General features: G+C 36.4%; 15 protein-coding genes, 1 tRNA gene and 3 pseudogenes. 2 read left to right on the top strand and 17 right to left on the bottom strand.

Going from position 1 to position 18241, the window contains the following annotated elements; translation table 11 throughout:
- Positions 1-19: 19 nt before the first annotated feature.
- Both OZD67_RS03935 and rpsD read right to left on the bottom strand, forming a co-directional pair.
- Positions 20-106: transfer RNA gene (locus tag OZD67_RS03935), tRNA-Leu, on the bottom strand.
- Between the two features lie 9 nt (positions 107-115).
- Positions 116-730: a 30S ribosomal protein S4 gene (gene rpsD, locus OZD67_RS03940; protein ID WP_064125441.1), complete on the bottom strand. Its 615-nt coding sequence runs from the start codon at positions 728-730 to the stop codon at positions 116-118.
- Positions 731-835: 105 nt separating this feature from the next.
- On the opposite strand from rpsD, the gene OZD67_RS03945 reads away from it, so the two are divergent.
- Complete coding sequence (locus OZD67_RS03945) at positions 836-2974, top strand: transketolase family protein (protein WP_182182931.1); 2139 nt, start codon at positions 836-838, stop codon at positions 2972-2974.
- Between the two features lie 140 nt (positions 2975-3114).
- On the opposite strand, the gene OZD67_RS03950 is transcribed toward OZD67_RS03945, so the two are convergent.
- The 8 genes and pseudogenes from OZD67_RS03950 to dcd all read right to left on the bottom strand — a co-directional run bounded on the left by OZD67_RS03950 (position 3115) and on the right by dcd (position 11124).
- Complete coding sequence (locus tag OZD67_RS03950; protein ID WP_259346598.1) at positions 3115-3222, bottom strand: WPE palindromic element domain-containing protein; 108 nt, start codon at positions 3220-3222, stop codon at positions 3115-3117.
- Between the two features lie 80 nt (positions 3223-3302).
- Positions 3303-3773 (bottom strand): hypothetical protein, encoded by a 471-nt coding sequence (locus OZD67_RS03955; RefSeq protein ID WP_259346599.1) that lies wholly within the window; start codon positions 3771-3773, stop codon positions 3303-3305.
- A 30-nt stretch (positions 3774-3803) separates the two neighbouring features.
- A pseudogene (locus OZD67_RS03960) lies at positions 3804-3950 on the bottom strand (ankyrin repeat domain-containing protein); the annotation flags it as partial.
- Positions 3937-4380: an ankyrin repeat domain-containing protein gene (locus OZD67_RS03965; RefSeq protein ID WP_259346600.1), complete on the bottom strand. Its 444-nt coding sequence runs from the start codon at positions 4378-4380 to the stop codon at positions 3937-3939. The gene OZD67_RS03965 and the pseudogene OZD67_RS03960, both read right to left, overlap by 14 nt.
- 57 nt (positions 4381-4437) lie before the next feature.
- On the bottom strand, positions 4438-5652 hold the full coding sequence (locus tag OZD67_RS03970) for a multidrug effflux MFS transporter (protein WP_458695118.1): 1215 nt from the start codon (positions 5650-5652) through the stop codon (positions 4438-4440).
- A gap of 351 nt (positions 5653-6003) precedes the next feature.
- On the bottom strand, positions 6004-6795 hold the full coding sequence (locus OZD67_RS03975; RefSeq protein ID WP_259346601.1) for a hypothetical protein: 792 nt from the start codon (positions 6793-6795) through the stop codon (positions 6004-6006).
- Between the two features lie 68 nt (positions 6796-6863).
- Positions 6864-10207, bottom strand: a pseudogene (locus OZD67_RS03985) (glycoside hydrolase/phage tail family protein).
- Positions 10208-10566: 359 nt separating this feature from the next.
- A complete protein-coding gene (gene dcd / locus OZD67_RS03990) occupies positions 10567-11124 on the bottom strand; it encodes a dCTP deaminase (RefSeq protein ID WP_182182933.1) in 558 nt (185 codons plus the stop codon).
- Between the two features lie 330 nt (positions 11125-11454).
- Here dcd and OZD67_RS03995 point away from each other — a divergent pair, with 330 nt between their 5' ends.
- Positions 11455-12471, top strand: a complete 1017-nt coding sequence (locus OZD67_RS03995; RefSeq protein WP_182182934.1) for a substrate-binding domain-containing protein — start codon at positions 11455-11457, stop codon at positions 12469-12471.
- Positions 12472-12676: 205 nt separating this feature from the next.
- Here the strand turns inward: OZD67_RS03995 and OZD67_RS04000 are convergent.
- From OZD67_RS04000 to OZD67_RS04030, 7 genes and pseudogenes are all read right to left on the bottom strand, one after another.
- Positions 12677-12868 (bottom strand): annotated as a pseudogene (locus OZD67_RS04000) (phage tail protein); the annotation flags it as partial.
- On the bottom strand, positions 12868-15141 hold the full coding sequence (locus OZD67_RS04005; RefSeq protein WP_182182938.1) for a phage tail tape measure protein: 2274 nt from the start codon (positions 15139-15141) through the stop codon (positions 12868-12870). The pseudogene OZD67_RS04000 and the gene OZD67_RS04005, both read right to left, overlap by 1 nt.
- Before the next feature lie 109 nt (positions 15142-15250).
- Positions 15251-15508, bottom strand: a complete 258-nt coding sequence (locus tag OZD67_RS04010; RefSeq protein WP_010405430.1) for a phage tail assembly protein — start codon at positions 15506-15508, stop codon at positions 15251-15253.
- Positions 15509-15591: 83 nt separating this feature from the next.
- Complete coding sequence (locus tag OZD67_RS04015) at positions 15592-15873, bottom strand: type II toxin-antitoxin system RelE family toxin (protein WP_182182940.1); 282 nt, start codon at positions 15871-15873, stop codon at positions 15592-15594.
- Entirely contained in the window at positions 15857-16057 is a 201-nt protein-coding gene (locus OZD67_RS04020) for a hypothetical protein (RefSeq protein WP_182182941.1), read from the bottom strand. Before OZD67_RS04020 ends, OZD67_RS04015 begins: the two co-directional genes overlap by 17 nt.
- Positions 16058-16118: 61 nt before the next feature.
- Positions 16119-16625: a phage major tail tube protein gene (locus tag OZD67_RS04025; RefSeq protein WP_182182943.1), complete on the bottom strand. Its 507-nt coding sequence runs from the start codon at positions 16623-16625 to the stop codon at positions 16119-16121.
- Positions 16626-16636: 11 nt separating this feature from the next.
- Complete coding sequence (locus tag OZD67_RS04030; RefSeq protein WP_182184072.1) at positions 16637-17983, bottom strand: IS110 family RNA-guided transposase; 1347 nt, start codon at positions 17981-17983, stop codon at positions 16637-16639.
- Between the last annotated feature and the right edge of the window lie 258 nt (positions 17984-18241).

The raw sequence follows: 18241 nt of genomic DNA on the forward strand, positions 1-18241 counted from the left end.
TTTATCTACTAAGTTAAATTGGTGCCCATGGGGAGACTTGAACTCCCAAGGTCGCAAAACCCACGGATTTTAAGTCCGCTGCGTCTACCGATTCCGCCACACGGGCTTTTTTTATCTATCTAGAGTAAAACTCTACTACTAAATTGACTTCCATGTCTGCTGAATAAGGAACCTCAGAATATTGAGGTGACCTCAAATACTTCACTGAATGCTCTTTACTATCTGTTTCTAAATAATCCGGAGCCTTGCGCTCTTGTTTTTGTTCAGCCTCTACTACTACAGGGATTTTTGCTGCCCTTTCTCTTATTTTTATTATATCACCTGGTTTCACTCGATAACTCGATATGTTAACCACCTTATCATTAACTGTAACGTGCTTATGAGATATGAGCTGCTTCGCTGCATAAATTGTTGGCACAAGACTAGAGTGGTATAAAACAGAACTGAGCCTTGATTCTAAAATACCGATAAAATTATCAGCCGTATAACCCCTTCTGTTATAAGCATCTAAAAATGTACGTCTGAGCTGCTTACTTGAAATTGCATAGTAAAACTTAAATTTCTTATGCGCAGCAAACTGCTTACCAAAGTCGGATAACTTCTTGAATCCAAGAGTACCATGTTGACCTGGAGGGTATTTCCTTTTGTTTACTGGGTCTTTAGCTCTACCCCATAAATTTACACCAAGCCTACGGCTGATTCTATACTTTCTAGTGATAACAGTTGTCATATAAAAACTCTCACGATTTAACTTTAGATTATTAAGGATTTTAGCACTCAGTGTCAACTTGTTTTTGCTGGTATAATCTTTTATACTTTATTTTTAAGTTTTTCTATGAATCATCTATCTTTGGAATCTATGGCAAACGCCATCCGTTTTTTATCAATTGATGCAGTACAAAAAGCGAACTCTGGACACCCAGGTATGCCACTTGGCATGGCAGATGTTGCAACTATTTTGTTTGCTAAATATCTGAATCATAATCCTGATGATTCTAAATGGTTTAACAAAGACCGTTTCGTTCTGTCAAACGGTCATGGGTCAATGTTACTATACTCAATATTATATTTGACAGGTTATATTAGCATAGATGAGCTAAAAAACTTTAGGCAAATGGGATCCAAGACCCCAGGTCATCCAGAGTTTGGCTTGACTTCCGGAGTAGAGGCAACAACAGGCCCGCTCGGTCAGGGGTTTGCCACTGCTGTTGGCATGGCACTTGCTGAATCAATCCTTGAAAAGCAATTCAGAATCAATCATTACACTTACGTAATGCTAGGGGATGGCTGTCTTATCGAAGGAATAAGCCATGAAGCAGCATCACTTGCTGGGCATCTTAAATTGAATAAATTAATAGCCCTTTTCGATGACAATGATATTTCTATAGATGGCACTACTTGCCTTTCCTGCTCTGATGATGTGGAAAAGCGTTTTTCAGCGTATGGATGGAATGTTGACAAAATTGATGGCCATGATTTTGATGCCATATCCCTGGCAATAGAGCGAGCACAAAAATCAGAAAAGCCATCGCTTATTTGCTGCAAAACCATTATCGGAAAATTCTCAAGTCGTGCTGGCACATCCTCTGCTCATAGTGGTGCTTTTACGGAGGAAGATGTAAAAAAGATGAGAGAGAAATTAAATTGGAATTATGAACCATTCCATGTGCCAGATGATGTAAAAAATGCCTGGATGAAAACTGTTGAGAGAGCAAAACAAAATTACAATTCGATGTCGTTCCAGCACTTGACCAGTGAAGAAGAAAAAGAATGGATCCCAGTGTCAAGCAGTGGGATGACAGAAAAGAATGCTGGGATGACAGGGTATCATGTAGAACTTCAAAGGCGACTAGATGAGCGTCTGCCGGATAACATCAATTCGGTGTCATTCCAGTGCGTGACACTGGAATCCAGAGAAAAAAATGAAGAACTAAAAAGAAGACTCAATAAGCGTTTGCCGGATAATATCGCTGGTGTTTTAGCTGACCTGAAGAAACAAATATGTGAGCTAATGCCAAACGAAGCTACACGTTCTTCTTTCGGCATGGTAATGGAACTTTTAACACAACATATGCCGGAATTAATCGGCGGATCGGCGGATCTTACTGGATCAAATTGCACTAAATATAAGCACATGCAGGTAATAGATAGTAATAATTATAGTGGTTCTTATGTCCACTATGGAGTGAGAGAACACGCTATGGCAGCATGTATGAATGGTATGGCTCTTCACGGCGCAATTCTTCCTTATGGTGGCACTTTTTTGGTATTTTCCGACTATTGCCGCCCTGCTATACGTCTTTCAGCTTTGATGAAGCAGCAGGTTATATATGTAATGACTCATGATTCAATTGGAGTAGGAGAAGATGGCCCAACTCACCAACCAATAGAGCATTTAGCTTCTTTGCGCGCTATACCAAATTTGTATATTTTTAGGCCAGCCGATGCAGTTGAAACTCTAGAGTGTGTTAGCATTGCACTCGAAAAAAAAGAATCACCTGCACTATTTGCGCTCTCAAGGCAAAATGTCAATTACATGCGCAAACTCTATTTTGATATCGATCAATCTGCTAATCTATCGAAGTTTGGTGCATATATTTTGTGTGAATGTTTAAAAGAATTAAAAGTGACAATATTTGCTACGGGGTCCGAGGTTGAAATTGCAGTTGAAGCAAGGGAGAAATTGCAGGAAAAGGGTACAGGTACAAGGGTTGTTTCTATGCCATGCTGGAGGCTTTTTGATGAGCAAAGTGATGAATATAAAGCGGCGATATTAAATAATGACAGCATCAAAGTTGCAATTGAAGCTGGAAGTGAAATGGGTTGGCATAAATATATAGGTTCAAACGGTATGTTTATTGGCATGAAAAGCTTTGGAGAATCAGCACCTTATAAAACACTTTATGAGCATTTCAATATCAGTGCAGATCACGTAGTAAAATGTGTGTGTGAGAAACTGGTTTACATTCAGTAGACCTCTTGCATAACCATATGAAAGCCCACTCTTCTTTGTCATTCCAGCGCGTGACGTTGATTTCCATCCAAGATGATGTCATGCCAGTGCTTGACACTGGCATCTAGTTTTCTTTACAAATTCACCAAAAGTGCTTCATTCTATAACGCAAAACCCATACTCACCAAACCCAATGCATTACTTGCAATTAAGTTTCCTGGATCCCAGTGCCTGGGCACTGGGATGACACCTCTGGGCACTGCCGTCATAAAGGAACCAGTGTCAGCTACTTGAATACATACCACCATGTCATTCCAGCGCGTGACGCTGGAATCTAGTAAACCTCTGGCTATATTATGTCATTGCCTTCTGAACTACTTGGTGATTCTAATACAACTGGTTGGTCAGATTCAGATGATGATTGTATTGGCTCATCAGACCCAAACAACCATGAAAAAAACCCACCAAAAAATAATGCAACTAATGAAAAAGGCTTCATAAGTATATTAAACAAACTACCAAAAAAAGAGCTCGGCTGTTCTTCTGTTTGTGCAGTTTCTATGAGAGCAACAGCCTTCACACCTTCATCTTTTATATCAGTTCCTTTTTCTGCACTGATGGTGTTGGTTTTTTCCTCTTCTTTTTTGTTATTGTCTGATTGTGGTTCAGTATTATCTGAATTTTGTCCTGTAATGTCTGATCTTGGTTGAACATTACCTTCTTGCTTTTCTTCCTGTTGTGTACCAGCATCTTCCTCTTGATCCCCTTTACTATCTGTCGATGATTCATCCACTAGATCAGTTTTTTCTGCGTTTTGCAATAGAGTTTTTATTTCTTCGTCAGTAGTTAAATCTAGGGGAGTATTTCCATCTTCGTCTACTGCATTAACATTTGCCCCTTTATCTAATAGGGCTCCTACTATCTCTTTGTTGTTATTTTGAGCAGCCCAATGTAAAGGAGTCCATCCACTATTATCTTTTGCATCAAGCCCCTTTATCCAATAGGGCTTCTACTACCCCTTTATGGTTCTTTACAGCAGCCAAATGTAAAGGAGTCTCTCCTTTATCATTTTGTGCATTAATATCTGCCCCTTTCCCTAATAGATCTTTTACTGCTTCCAAGTTGCCAAGCCTAGCAGCCAGATGTAGAGAAACCTTACAATGCTCAGCTTCTACTTTTTCGTATTTACTTAACACGTGGCGTTCTCGAGAAGAGTCATAAGCAATAAAAGTTGCTCCATTATCTAATAGAACTTTTGCTATATCAGAATGATCATTTTCAACAGCCCAATATAGAGAATTACCTTGAGATCCATCATATGCATTAACATCAGCTCCTTCACTTATTAGACGTCTTACTTCATTAATATCACCTTTTTTAGCAGCCTGAATTAAATCATTACCTATACCTTCATTTACATTACTCATCCCACACCTCCTGTAAAGCTATATTGTTATAATAAAATCGTTAATAATCTATGACCTTTATGTTCCTGGATCACGCAAATAATGCCCGTGTTTTTCAGTACATTTGAGCCAGCTGTACATAAGAATTGCAATTGTAGAGCATATTATTGTTAATAGTAAGTTTGGTAAAATACCATAGCGAAAAAATTTTCCTACTATATATATTCCAATAGCCCCAAACATCATATTGCAGAATGAGAGGATTGCACTACCAAGCCCTATACCTTTGATCGTTTCTAAAGCAGAAGTTACGTTATTGCTGATTACTAATGCAAGCCCAATATTGGCTGGAATCCAGGCAACTTGAAGAATTAATATATTTAATTTGTCCGCGAAATAAAAATATACCAATAAACTATCGGATATTATCGGTAACACCAAACCTATTATTAGCATTTTGCTAACCCCTACTTTTAGTACATACCTTCTATTAATTAAAGTTCCAATTATGTAAAATATGACTATGATCGATATGAGGTAGCCAAAATACTGTACTTCAATGCCCATTGATTCAAATATGAAAGGGTAGTTAGCAACATATGCCCAAAGCCACATGAAAGTTAATCCATGAATGGCTGAAAACCCAAGGAAACGATAATTTCTAAATATTAATATATATTGCTTGAAGATATTAGTAGTTATACTGGTTTCATTTTTATTCACAGTGAGCGTTTCTTGTAACTTAAAGTAAATAAAAATAAGCATAGCAATTGCTACAAGTGACATAATAAAAAACAAAAATTTCCAACTATACCCATGTGAAATTATATAACTGCCCACCACTGGAGCTATTCCAGGTGAGAATGCCACTACCATATTTAACTTTGAAATTACTCTCGAGTATTCACTACCCGAGTACATATCCCTTATTGCTGCATACCCAACAACACCTGCAACACCAGCCCCTGCTCCTTGTATGAAGCGAATTAGTATCAAGAGCATAATACTGTCGGCTATATAACACATGACACTTGCCAAAGTAAAAATTGTCATACCAATCAGCATCATTGGACGCCTACCATAATAGTCTGACAATGGCCCATAAATTAATCCAGATACTGCAAATCCAACTAGATTCAAGCTAATTGTAAGCTGCACTACACTGCCTTCTACTTTAAAATAATTGGCAATGCTTGGTAGTGCAACTGAGTATAGGTCAGTTGCCATATCGACAATTGCTACAGACAATATTATAATAAGAGAGATGATATTTTGCGAAAGAGCTGTTTTCACTTAATGATTTACTGGATTAAATACACTTGATTATAATATATTTTTTTCATTAGTATATTAATTTAACTACTGAAATTAAGAGTAGCTATTCGAGAAAAAGCCTGTGAAGGTTCTACCCAGTAGGGTGTCATCCCAGTGCCCAGACACTGGGACCTAGTCTTTATTATGCATGCAGCCACTTATTTAAAGTTAAATTTCAAGTAGTCAGGGCACTGGGGTGACAGGAGAAGGAGGCTACTTGGATGACATCCTCCCTTGTGGATTCAAATCACAATGTTCGTACAGTTATGCGCTTTGACACTGGAATCTTAAGCTAAAATCATAAAAAGCCTGAATTTCAATATCTTATCTTCAATTATTCAGGTTTAAGTTTAAATTCTTATCATGTGATGCATTTACATCATTTAACACTTTAAGTGGTTTACCTAGGCTATGTTCCACTTTTGTTTCAAATTTAAAGTCCAATTTTTCACAGAACTTCTGAAAATATTCAACAATAATATCAAACAGATTCTTATCATTTACTTTATAGTTTTTCAGCTCTTTAGGAATGGTAAGAAGTACTTTACCATCTTCATATGTTACATTTCCATCCTTACATTTCAGCTTAAACTTCACTGAATTATGTAGATTACATACTAAAACTCCATCACTATTATATACACCCTCATTCACACTAAAACTGAACTTTAGACAATTGGGATCGTCACAATTCATACAAATTCTTTTTGGTTTGAAGAGAGAGTAGTTACCTATGTGCAATTCAAATGGACGAAGTGCTTGATTCTGAGAAAGGACAAGCATTATATACGTACTCCTATTGTTGAACGTACTATAATCAGTTATCAATTTTTCTATAATAGAGTCATTGGGAACCTTTGCACCAGCATACTCAAACATTTCTGTAAAAACTGCTTTAGCAAATAGACGATAATCCTTTTTGCCGTTTTTATCTTGTTGAATCAGATTTTTATGTTTTGAACATAGGTTGTTAATGAAGTCATTAGCTATTACCTTTCTATTAATAATAAAATTATGAGCAGATTCATAAACAAACTCATACCCGCTATTGAGCGTTTCTTCTGTAGGTCTTAAATTATTATATTTACTCTCCTTCACTTTAGCTTTCAACGCATTGACCATTTTTTTCGATATTGTAACCTCCACTATTAACAGTATTTATGTTTATTCTAATGTGTATTTATTAAATTTTAATTACTAAATGAATTTATCACTTTTACTTCCGTATTTTCCAGCGAGTTACCATAAGTCACTGCTTTGAGGTAAAATTTTCTCCCTGATTGCACTTCAAAAAAAATTATTGAATCATCAAGTAAGGTAAATTTCTCACCTCCTATATGCTCATGCTCTTTAGTGCCTTCTTGCCCTCTAATCAGGTTACTAAGCTTATATTTATTTTTATCTATAAGTTCGGCACTCTGAAATTTTACTATCTCTTTTCCAACCAGTGCTAAATTGCTTACATTTATAGTACTAACGTTAGTGCTTGTAAAACCCTCTTCTGTCATCCCAGTGCCCAGACACTGGGATCCAGGAGAAATATGGTCAAGCGCTGGAATGACACCATCACTTAAATAATGGTTATATGAAGAACTCAATACACCAAAACGTAGCACTACTATAGCCCCTCGTCGGTAGATTCCATTACATATCCGTAAGTAGACTGTTTATTTGTGCTTGCGATAGGCTTATAATCCTTATCGTTGTACGAAATAAAGAGTGTTGCTCCTTTCCAATTCTTTTCCTCATTAATTAAAGTAAAGCTTGCGCTATTACCTTTAACATGCGGTAAATCTATTATTTCTATGATGGTTTTGCTGATGTGAGAAGGAGGGTATTCCTTCAGCATAAGTGACCTTGTTGAAGGAAAAGAAAGCTTATATATGGAGCTGTCATAACCAACACCACTTACTTGAATGGCCATGCTTTCAAATTTTGTTTTTACAATTCTCACCGTATGCTTTTTCTCACCGTCTAAAATCGTTATTACATCACTTGGCACAAGCCACGCATATTTTATCGGCAGCTTGAAATTGTATATATTTCTCTCTTGCCACGAAGAATAAAGTAAAACTTCAGCGATATTTTGCGCCTCTCCCTCCTCCATAATGAGCGGTATTTCAACTGTTATAGCAGTGCCTTGCTTTGGCAACTCAGCATATTTAACATCAATTGGATAGCCAAAATTGCGATTAAAATAAACAACGTTAACTTTATTGTTTAAATCCAGTTGACTAATATTAACAAGTTGCATTTGCTTTGAATTGTTACTGAAAACCGTTTCACCAATTGGCATTACAGTTGTAACTTCCCTGCCCTTTTGAACAAATTTCAGTTTAGAGTCCTGTTCAACCACATCAAAAAAATAGCAACTTTGCAGCATTTTAATAATTGAACATACGGGTTGCTGGTCGTTTATCACATATCCAGACAATAACCCTTTGACGTTGCTTGTATCGAACTGATCATTTTTTAAACCTACCTTTTGCAGCAAATCAGATAACACGTCAGAAATATTGAGTTGTGAAATTTTTCCCTGGATCCAATGGCCTGTCTGCCAGTTATGGCAGTCATCCCACACATCACATAAATTGGGAAAGTAAGGAAATGGCCTTGCATCCCATGCCCAGAGAAACATTTTTTCTACCATTTCTGAGCTTTGCCACTTTTTTAGCGTTCCTTCAATTGCAATTTTTTGCGAAAGAAAGCTCACCTCTCCGTTTGAATATCGTGGATATTTGCTCTCTATGCTGCCTTTGTCAACAAACACATTTGGCTCATTAGTGCAGCCGTTCATACTGGGAAATCCATATTCAGTAAACCATATTTTTTTCATTTTTGGTTGCCATTTTGTTTTACTACCGCCGGGGTTTATGTGAGCTTCACTCCACCATTTCTCTATATTTTTCCACGCATACCTGCTGTAGTTATACTTTACTTTTTCAGGCTCACTTTTTGAGTAATCATAGAAATAATCATACCCCACTCCACTGCTCCAACCACACATTACATCTTCCGCGGAATAACCAAAAGGAGGCTCTGGCCCATCAGTCAGTGGAAAATAAGCATCTATGCCAACAACGTCGATATACTCCGAAGACCACAGTTCATCCATATTGTACCAACCATCATATGAATGGTATTCACTCCAATCTGCGGCGTAGGTAACTGTTACTTCCTTTCCAAGATCAAGTTTCACCTGCTTTGCAAGCTTAACTAGCTCTATAACGGCAGGATAATTACCTTGTTCATCTCTGATTTTGGTAAGTTCAACAAATTCAGAACCAATGATAAACCCTTCCACTTTAGTTTGTTTGGCAATGCTTGCATAATGCTCTATAAATTTGTTGTACTGATTCTTAAAAAAATCACTTATATCCCCAGGGGTCCCGCTCAATCTTCCTCGCCACTCTTTATTTTCTGTGTCAAGCAAGGGTATTGGATAGAGCATCACCTTGTAGCCTCTGCTGTGTAGCTCTTCTATATATCTTATTAGCGCTGAATCACTAACTGTGCCACCATATCTTGGATTTCCATTATCATCTTTTGAAATTAGCTGAGCATCATCTCTGGTACTACTTCCTACTTGCCAATCATCAGGTAATATTGCGGAATCATCTTGAAATTCAACTGCAGGGTATATTTTACAATCTTTAATGTTCAGATCATTCACAAACCAATTGACTACTACCGATACCCACTCAACATTTGGTAAATCTCCCTTTAATTGATCCAAAGAAAGCACTGCATCGCTCTTTTTAGTGTGGTTGTTATGATTTACCCTTTGCGCCAGCCCATATGGGATATATTGGTTGCTGCTTATTTTCTCTTGCGCGATTTTCTTCTGTATTTTTGTATCATATACAAACTCTCCTGAACCTGGTATTATATTGATATTCTGAATATTTTCTACTACTGAAAATCCGCTAGGCTTTAATATAGTCTGCACTTCAAATGTGAATACTGGAACGCGGTTATTATAGTCTGCTAAAGGAAAATTCTTGATGACTATATAAGATATTCCCCTGTAAGCCGGCACATTTCTCTCTCCTTCAATTGATGACATAAATGGATCGGGATCTTGGTCTTCTCTGCCGCTGTAAAAAGTATAATCTATTTCATCAAAGCTAAGTGATGTTGTATCTGCCCAGATTCTGTTTAATTTTTCTACTTTCCCCCTGCAGATCGCAATTGCAAGCGTTGCATAGTAATTATACTCAACATTCATACCTCTTCCAATTTTGCTTTTGGTGGTTATCGCCTCTTCTTTTATTGGCTGTGACCAAATAATGTTCCCTGCAATGCGAGCAGTGCCATAGATAATCGGAATTGTCCTGCCGTAGGTTGAGGTTTGAACTTGCAGATTTTTTAGCCTCGCACCATGCGTTACTTTCTGCTCAGCATCAAGGCTAAACATCGCACCATCTAGCTGCGCACCAAGAAGAGCACCGAGTTCTGAACCGATAATCTGGCCAATTGGCCCAAAAATGCTGCCTGCTTGACCAAAAATTGATGATAAAATTATTGTGGACATGATAATCCTCCTTTTTGTTTCTATAGCTAATGTAGGCTCTACGTCATGCCGCCGCGGATAGATCCCGCTAACAAGCAGCGGGATGACGAGCTTATCGTTATGCCGCCACGAACCGTCATACCGCGATTCATTCGCGGTATCTCGGCATAGATTCCGCTAACTAGTAGCGGAATGACGAATTTGTCGTTTTACAGCCACTTGGATGACAATTTGCCACTAAATAGTAGGAAATTCAATAGCTTATAATAAATAGTTAAAGTTTTTAATTAAGAAAAGCACACGAGTAAACCATGTAGCTATAATCATTGTAAGCAACAATGAAAAAGTGCGGAAGTGAAAAATTACCACTCTCATGGCAATCACTTCACCAGCGGCAAAGTGATACCATGCTGATTCATATATTTTCCTTTCATATCATCATATGATTTTTCACACTCACTTTTGCCGCTTAAAAATACGAATTGGCATGCACCTTCATTAGCGTAAATTTTTGCAGGAAGTGGGGTGGTATTTGAGAATTCGAGTGTGACATGACCTTCCCATCCAGGTTCTAAGGGAGTAACGTTTACTATAATTCCACACCTTGCGTAAGTTGATTTACCAACACAAATGACCAGTACATTTCTTGGTATACGAAAATATTCCACTGTGCTTGCAAGCACAAAGCTATTTGGTGGAATTATGCATACGCCTGTTTCTTTATCTATAAAACTATTCTCAGAGAAATTTTTAGGGTCCACGATGGCTGAATTAACGTTAGTAAAAATTTTAAATTTATTATCCACTCTTGCATCGTAACCATAAGATGATAGTCCGAAAGATATGACACCTTTGCTGCTTTTGTGATCCACAAAAGGCTCTATCATTCCAAAATTTTCAGCTTTTTCTCTTATCCATTTATCTGGCATAACTGCCATAATTGCCCCTTAAAGTTGTGTAATACTTACAATAATATAAAATAAAATTTAAATGTAAACTGTAGCTTTTGTCATGCAAGTAGCTTGTATCAAATCACAATGTTCGTACAGTTATACGCATGGCGCTGGGATGACATCCTCCTAGTGGAAATTGCTCTCAAATCACAATGTTCGTACAGTAAGCTGCTTGCAGACACCATTGTTACAATGTTCATGCAATTGAAATAGCGGTCAATTGGGTTAGCTATAGGTCAATCACAAGAGAAAATTAAAGCTTTTCAGTTTGATTTTTTATTACAATAATTAGATTTATGTTCTTAACTAAAAATAATGCTTAGAAACTTTTTCCTGATTTTTGTATTCGTATTATTCACGCCGCTGTCAAATGCTGATGCCAGGAAATACATCAGAATTGTTGGATCTTCAACCGTTTTTCCTTTTATCTCATTTGTAGCCGAGGAGTTCAATCGTGTATTCTCTTTTAAGACTCCAGTTGTGGAATCGATAGGAAGTGGATCAGGGTTCAAAATGTTTTGCTCAGGAATAGGGGAAGACACGCCAGACATCACCACTTCATCTCGCCCTATGAAGGAAGTAGAAAGAGAACTATGTAAAAGAAATAAAATTAATGAAGTGATAGAGATCATCATTGGCTATGATGGAATTGTCATTGCAAATTCAAATCAAAGCCATAGATTTGATTTCACAAAGAAGGACTTATTTGAAACTTTATCTGCATATTCTCAAGAAAATGATAAATTAGTAAAAAATAATAAGAAGTTTTGGTCTGATATAAATCAAGCCTTACCAAAAACAGAAATTGAAATTTATGGTCCACATCAAAATACAGGCACATACGAAACTTTGGTTAATTCTATTATGCTTGATCAATATTCATGCATGAACTCGAGAATTTTCAAAGAGAATTATAAAGATCAGGAAGAAAGAAAGAAAGCATGTGGTAATATAAGGGATGACGGAAGGTATATAGAAGTTGGAATTAATGAAAACATAATAATACAAAAATTGAAAAGTAACAAGAACGCTTTAGGGATATTTAGTTTTAGCTTTTTAATGAGGAATCAAGATAAAATACAAGGGAGCACAATTGCAGGAATTGAGCCAACTTACGAAAATATATCATCGGGAAAATATATATTAGCAAGACCTCTATACCTTTATATAAAGAAAGAACACCTGGATACTGTTGATGGATTAAGAGAATTCATAAAAGAAATTATAGATTCGATCGGCATTGAAGATGGGTACCTATCTAGGCTTGGTTTAATCCTACTTTCAAGTGAAGATATAAAGAAAGCTTCAGCAAAGGTTCATGATATAATGTGACGGCAACACTTCCTTCTCCTTGTTATCCCAGCAGCCTCCTTTTTTTGTCATCCCAGTGCGTGACACTGGGATCCAGGTTTCCATTTTTTATACTCACCAAATCAGTTTGCTTGCTAAAGTTTCCTGGATTCCAGACTGGAATGACATCGTTTACTATATATCACATTATATTGATTAATGCTACGCTCCTTGTTTCTTTGATGTAGACAATCCTTAATTGATTTAGCACGTTGAGATTATGCAGATAAATCATTCCTTCTAAATCTATATTTTCTACACCTTGACCGATATTTTGTAATAGTGGCATATTTTCAATACACTCAATCGTGCTCCAACGATTTTCTCTGCTATACTTTAAACTTGTGGAAGCAAACTTATACGGACCAAGAGATAGCATCAATAAAATGTCTCTACCGTATCAAATAAAACATCACGTGACTTTTCTCTTATCCTTTTTATTACTTCATCTGCAAGACTACGAACATCTTGGTTAGGTTCTGCTTTAATGCTGATAGTGTAATTATTAGTGATGTTCTGAGTTTTATTTTGTTCTTTATTTTCAAACTTACTCCTTGCAAATATCTTATCGCTCTCTGTCTCCTCAATAAGGCTTTTGACTCTGAAGCTATTTTTATTTCTCTTTGAAAATTCTTTAATTATACTGTTACCTAGCACAGGATTTCCACTGTTGAGAATATTACTTTTTAGGGGAGTGTGCACTGCTTTTACTTCAGTTTTTCTTTTTTCAAACTCTTTCAGTGGGCTATTTCCCAATACTTTTCCAAATATACTTTCACCTATCCATGAAAAAGCTTCTTCTATGGGTTTTATTATCGATTTCCAAAAGCTAGAGAAAAAGTCTTTTACCTTTTGCCAGTTAGTTATAACAAGTGCTGCACCAGTGACAAGTCCAGTAATTAAAAGTCCTATAGGGTTACTCATTACAGCGAGTGTTACTGCTCTTAGTCCTGTTACTACTGCAGGAAAAACTGTAGCTGATAAAAATGAAAATACTCCAAGTAGCTTTGCTTTCAGACTAAAAATCGTACTTCCTAGCAATGTAAATCCGTATCCTAGTCCCACTGCTACAACTTTTAAACTTATCAAGGCTGCTACAGTACCCATGATTGCTTTGGTTAAAGTTGGATATTTTTCTGCAAATAACGCTATGCTTCTAGTTTTTTCTTGTAAAAATTCAGCTATAGATTTTAAAGTAGGCAGCATCACTGAACCCAGGTTCATACCAACTTCAGCTATTGCGTTGCGAAGAAGTCGTAATTTACTGGCTGTGGTGTCTACACGGTTTTGAAATTCTTTCTGCAACGAGCTCTTGTACTCTTCTGTGTCAGCTAGTAACCTTATAGCATTTTCGTATTTGTTAAAACTTCCAGCTAATAATGCAATATCATCTTGATATTCCTGACCGAAAAGTTTCATAAGGATTGTAGAACGTTCCTGGTTATCCATTTTCTTTAGAGCTTGAAAAAAGTAGAGTAATGCTTCTTCGCCGTTTTCGCTTATTCTTTGTACTATTTCTTCTGCAGTTATTCCCATTTGCTCTAATGCTGCTTTAAAATCCCCTCCTTGTTCTTCAGCAGTCTGAAGTTTACTAAGTAGAGCATTTATAGCAGTTGCAGCTTTTGCTGGTTGTTTACCTAAACTAACGAAGGCATTTACTAAACTACTTGTTTCCTTGATGTCAAGACCAAATTGTTTTGCAGTACCACCAACTATTGCTAGAGCTTCAACCATATCTTTTGCTTTGGCAGCAGTGTTATCTGATAAGTGATTGATTACATTACCAACGTATTCCATTTTACTAACATCAATTCCATAAACGTTAGAGAGTTTAGCTATAGAATCACCTGCTTGCTCTGCAGACATATCAAATGCTGTAGACATTTTTGCCACTGTTTCTGTAAACATAAAAAGATCTTCTTTCTTGATACCAAATTGACCACCACTTGCAGCTATTTGTGCCAGTTCTGCGGCTGATAATGGTATAGTACGTGACATCTCTTTTAACTTCTTTGCAAATTTAGTTGCTTCATCCGTTCCTTTTTTAAAATCTACCACTTTTGTAACATCAGCCATAGCACTTTCAAAGTCAATTGCAACTTTAACTGGAGCTGCAAGCGTTAGCCCTAGCCCAATAGTCTCTATAATTTGTGACTTAAAATGTGCTTTGCTTGCTAAAAAACTTTGGTGACTACGTATTGCAGATCCAAGCTTACCATACTTACCTTTTAATACTTCAATAGAAGAGCCAAGTTTATGTTGGTCACTTACTAAGTACTTAATATTTCTTCCACTTTTTCTTACTTCTTCATTAAATGAATGCAAAGCATCTCTCTTTTTCAAATATGCTTCTTTTGCTTTTATTGCGGAGGTTTTGGCCTTGTCAAATTCTGCTTTTAAAGTTTTGCTCGGTTTCTCTATTGCCTTCATTTGTTTAGCTAAAGATTTTACTTGATCTTCAAAGCCTTTCCATGACCTCTTGCTAGTCAAAACATCATGACCTAACTGCTTAAACTTTGATACTGATTTTAAAGATGAGTCAAGCTTTCTTATATTCTCACCAAGATGAGTAAGTTGACTGCTACTTCCTTTTATTACAGTACTGAAACTGCCATCTAGGACTGCTCCAATTTTTATAGATAACGTTGACATTGTACCTTTCTCGCTGCTTTATGCCATAAGATAAATTCATTAATCTCCATATCAAGTATTTGTTCAACCCCGCCTCCTACAACAGAGCTAAACACTAATACTTCTAATCTCAAGTTTTTTGGATAATCGGTGAAAAAAAATCCTTTAATACCTCTTGAATTTTCACATAATCAGCAATATCTAACTCTTCAATTGCTTCTTTTGCAACTGATGTCAAATTGGCAGTCAAAGTTACTTCTTTACTAAGGTCACTACCATTTAAGCGTTCAATTGCAAGATAGTCTCTAACTTTTGGACGTCTAACAGTAAGTTCTGAGACAGAAATTCCATCAACTGTTATTGGGTTATTAAGTGTTATAGCTTGCATGTTCCTCCTTAAAAATTTAATTAAATAAAAGTCTATATCAGCTTTTACATAACTAATTTCTTTGTATGGTGCTATAAATAGGATTAGCTTTGATAAGAATCTTTTCTGTGTTCAATTGAAGTAATAACTACTGTATGTTCTGGTACATCTATATAATAAAGTATATGATAGGTACTCACCCGTAGACTGCGTTGTCCACTTAAGTTATGCTTTAATGGCTTTCCAAGTCCAATTGGATCAACTGTTAGACGCTCCATTATTGCCTTCTTAATCATTAACTTTACTTTTGCTGGAAGAGCCGGAATGTCTTTCTTTATAACAGATTCTGAATAGTCTATATTGTAAGGCTTAATCCCAGAAGGCATCTTGATGTTTAACCCTCTTTTCTTTATAGCGTTCGTCAGCAATCTTAGATAATTCTATATCTTCAATTTCTTCTTCCATTAATTCAGTTAATAACTTTAAAACGGACTTGTCTTGAGATTGTGCTACACTAACAAGTAAACCAGTTAGCTGCTCTATGGAATTTGTATGAGCTTTAGAATCCATATTAACTATATACCTACAACTTCTTATATTTTAACATTTTTATGTAATTTTGTCAACCATATTAGATCCCTAGAATCGTTTGTAGCAAGGCCATTTGATCAACACCATTTATCTTTCTAATCATATTTTCAGCATCGATTTCTATCAGCTCATTACCGCCTATAGTAAGTTTATAGTAATGGGCAGCTACAGTACATTTCAGCGTTGCTTTCTCAGCAGGTTTCCAGTTACCAAAATCAAATTCTTTAAAAATGCCTCTTAAATTGATTATTACTGCTCCAATATCATTACTTCCACTACCTTGCATTCCACCTCTGAGCGTCAAAGATACCGAATTTCCATTTATCAACCCAAATAGCCGAAAGAGCTCTGTATCGTATTCAGCAAAAGTGAAATCTGCTTCAAGCTTTTCCATGCCCATGTCAATATTTATTGGAATATCCATACCACCAGCACAGTACTCTTCTGTTTTTATGGTAAGCTTTGGTAGCGTAATTTCATCTATTTTTCCTGCATAACCACGACCATCTACAAATACGTTAAAATTTCTCAGTATTTTGGGTAACACTTCGCTTTCTTCTAAGAAACTTCCTTAACTAGCTCCTCTTGTTGCACTAAAGTATAGCCAAATTCTCGTGCCTTTTTGATCAAATTTTTTACAGCTCTCTCCTTATATCGTGTTTCATAGTATTCCATTCCTTTTTCTACATATTCTTGTCCGTATTTGAGCATACTATAAAATATGCATGCTATTTTTCTTGCAGTAGCTGTTATTGCTTTTGGTGCTCCTAATCGTTTTTTTAATCTCCTGTAGTATGCACCCAATGAACTTTTACTATTTCCTACAGAATTAGCAGCCATTCGAAATGCATTCGCAGCACGATTAATGACTTTACGCGTTCTTGTGCTAAACACTTTTTCTCCTGTAATTTTATTGGCAGGGCTGAGTCCTAACCACGATGAAAAGTGTTTTTCTGTTGACCATTTATTATGGTTTATACCAGTTTCTGAAATTATAGTCTGTATACTTAGTATATCAAGCCCTGGAACTTTAGTAAAATCCATACCAGTTATTCGGTGCAGTTCCTCGTGCAAAGCAAAGTCAGGCTTACTTTTTCTGTGCTTATTCTTTTCCTTACTCAACTGTTTACTTTCGTTAGATTTTGTTTCAAACGTTTTGTAATAGACCTCAATATTTCTATCACATTCTGCTATTTTTTCTTGATAAATATTATATAGTTCAAATTCTTGCTTTAGCGTGAATACATGTTCCTCTCTATAATCGCCAGCTAACGCTTTTGCTATAGTAGACTGATCATTTTTTATTCGTGCATCCCTGAATTGAGCCAATTTCCCAGAATCTCTTTCGCCTTTAATTATAGCCTTGATAATTTTCATACCAGTTACTCCTGTTATATCTCTTATAACTCTATGCAGTTGTATATTCATTTGAATTAATGCCTTCTGCATACGCAGAACATGTGTAGATGCACTTTCAGTGAGGTTCTTACGTTGTCGCACGTAACTACGCAATACACATATCTGGCTATCTGGCCTAAATGACCCTTGGAGTAATCCATAACTATGTAGTTGTTGTAACCACTGACAGTCCTGAACATCTGACTTTCTCCCAGGTACATTTTTTACATGTCGCGCATTTACCAACTTAACTTCAAAACCGTAAGATTCCAGTATTTGAAACAAAGGAATCCAATATACACCAGTTGATTCCATCGCTACGGTTGTAACTTTACACTTTTTTAACCACCTTGCTAAATTATGAAGGTCTTCAGTGAAGCAGCCAAATTTTTGAACACGTTGCTCATCTCTTCTCTCGGGTATACATACATAATGTACAGCCGAACCAACATCTATCCCTGCTGCATCAGGATTCATTACCTCTAATTTACTTTTTGTCATTGTAATTGACCTCCTATAACTTATAATGAAGAAGTATTTAAGCTTGGGACGGTTAGATTATACAATCTTCTAATCGAGGTAGTCGTAATAGACTCCATCAGTGGTTTAACCGTTCCTCCAAAACCATGCTCCCAAACGGGCACTCTAGCACCATTGAGCGTCCGGTTATAACTGCAAAAATACTTCTTAATAAATTATATTTAAAAATTGTTATAGCACTGGATAAAATAGTTTCTTTCAGGTTTAACAAGATTTTTCCTTGTT

The organism is Wolbachia endosymbiont of Drosophila nikananu (assembly GCF_028981865.1).
In the GTDB taxonomy this organism is placed as follows: Bacteria; Pseudomonadota; Alphaproteobacteria; order Rickettsiales; family Anaplasmataceae; genus Wolbachia; species Wolbachia pipientis_B.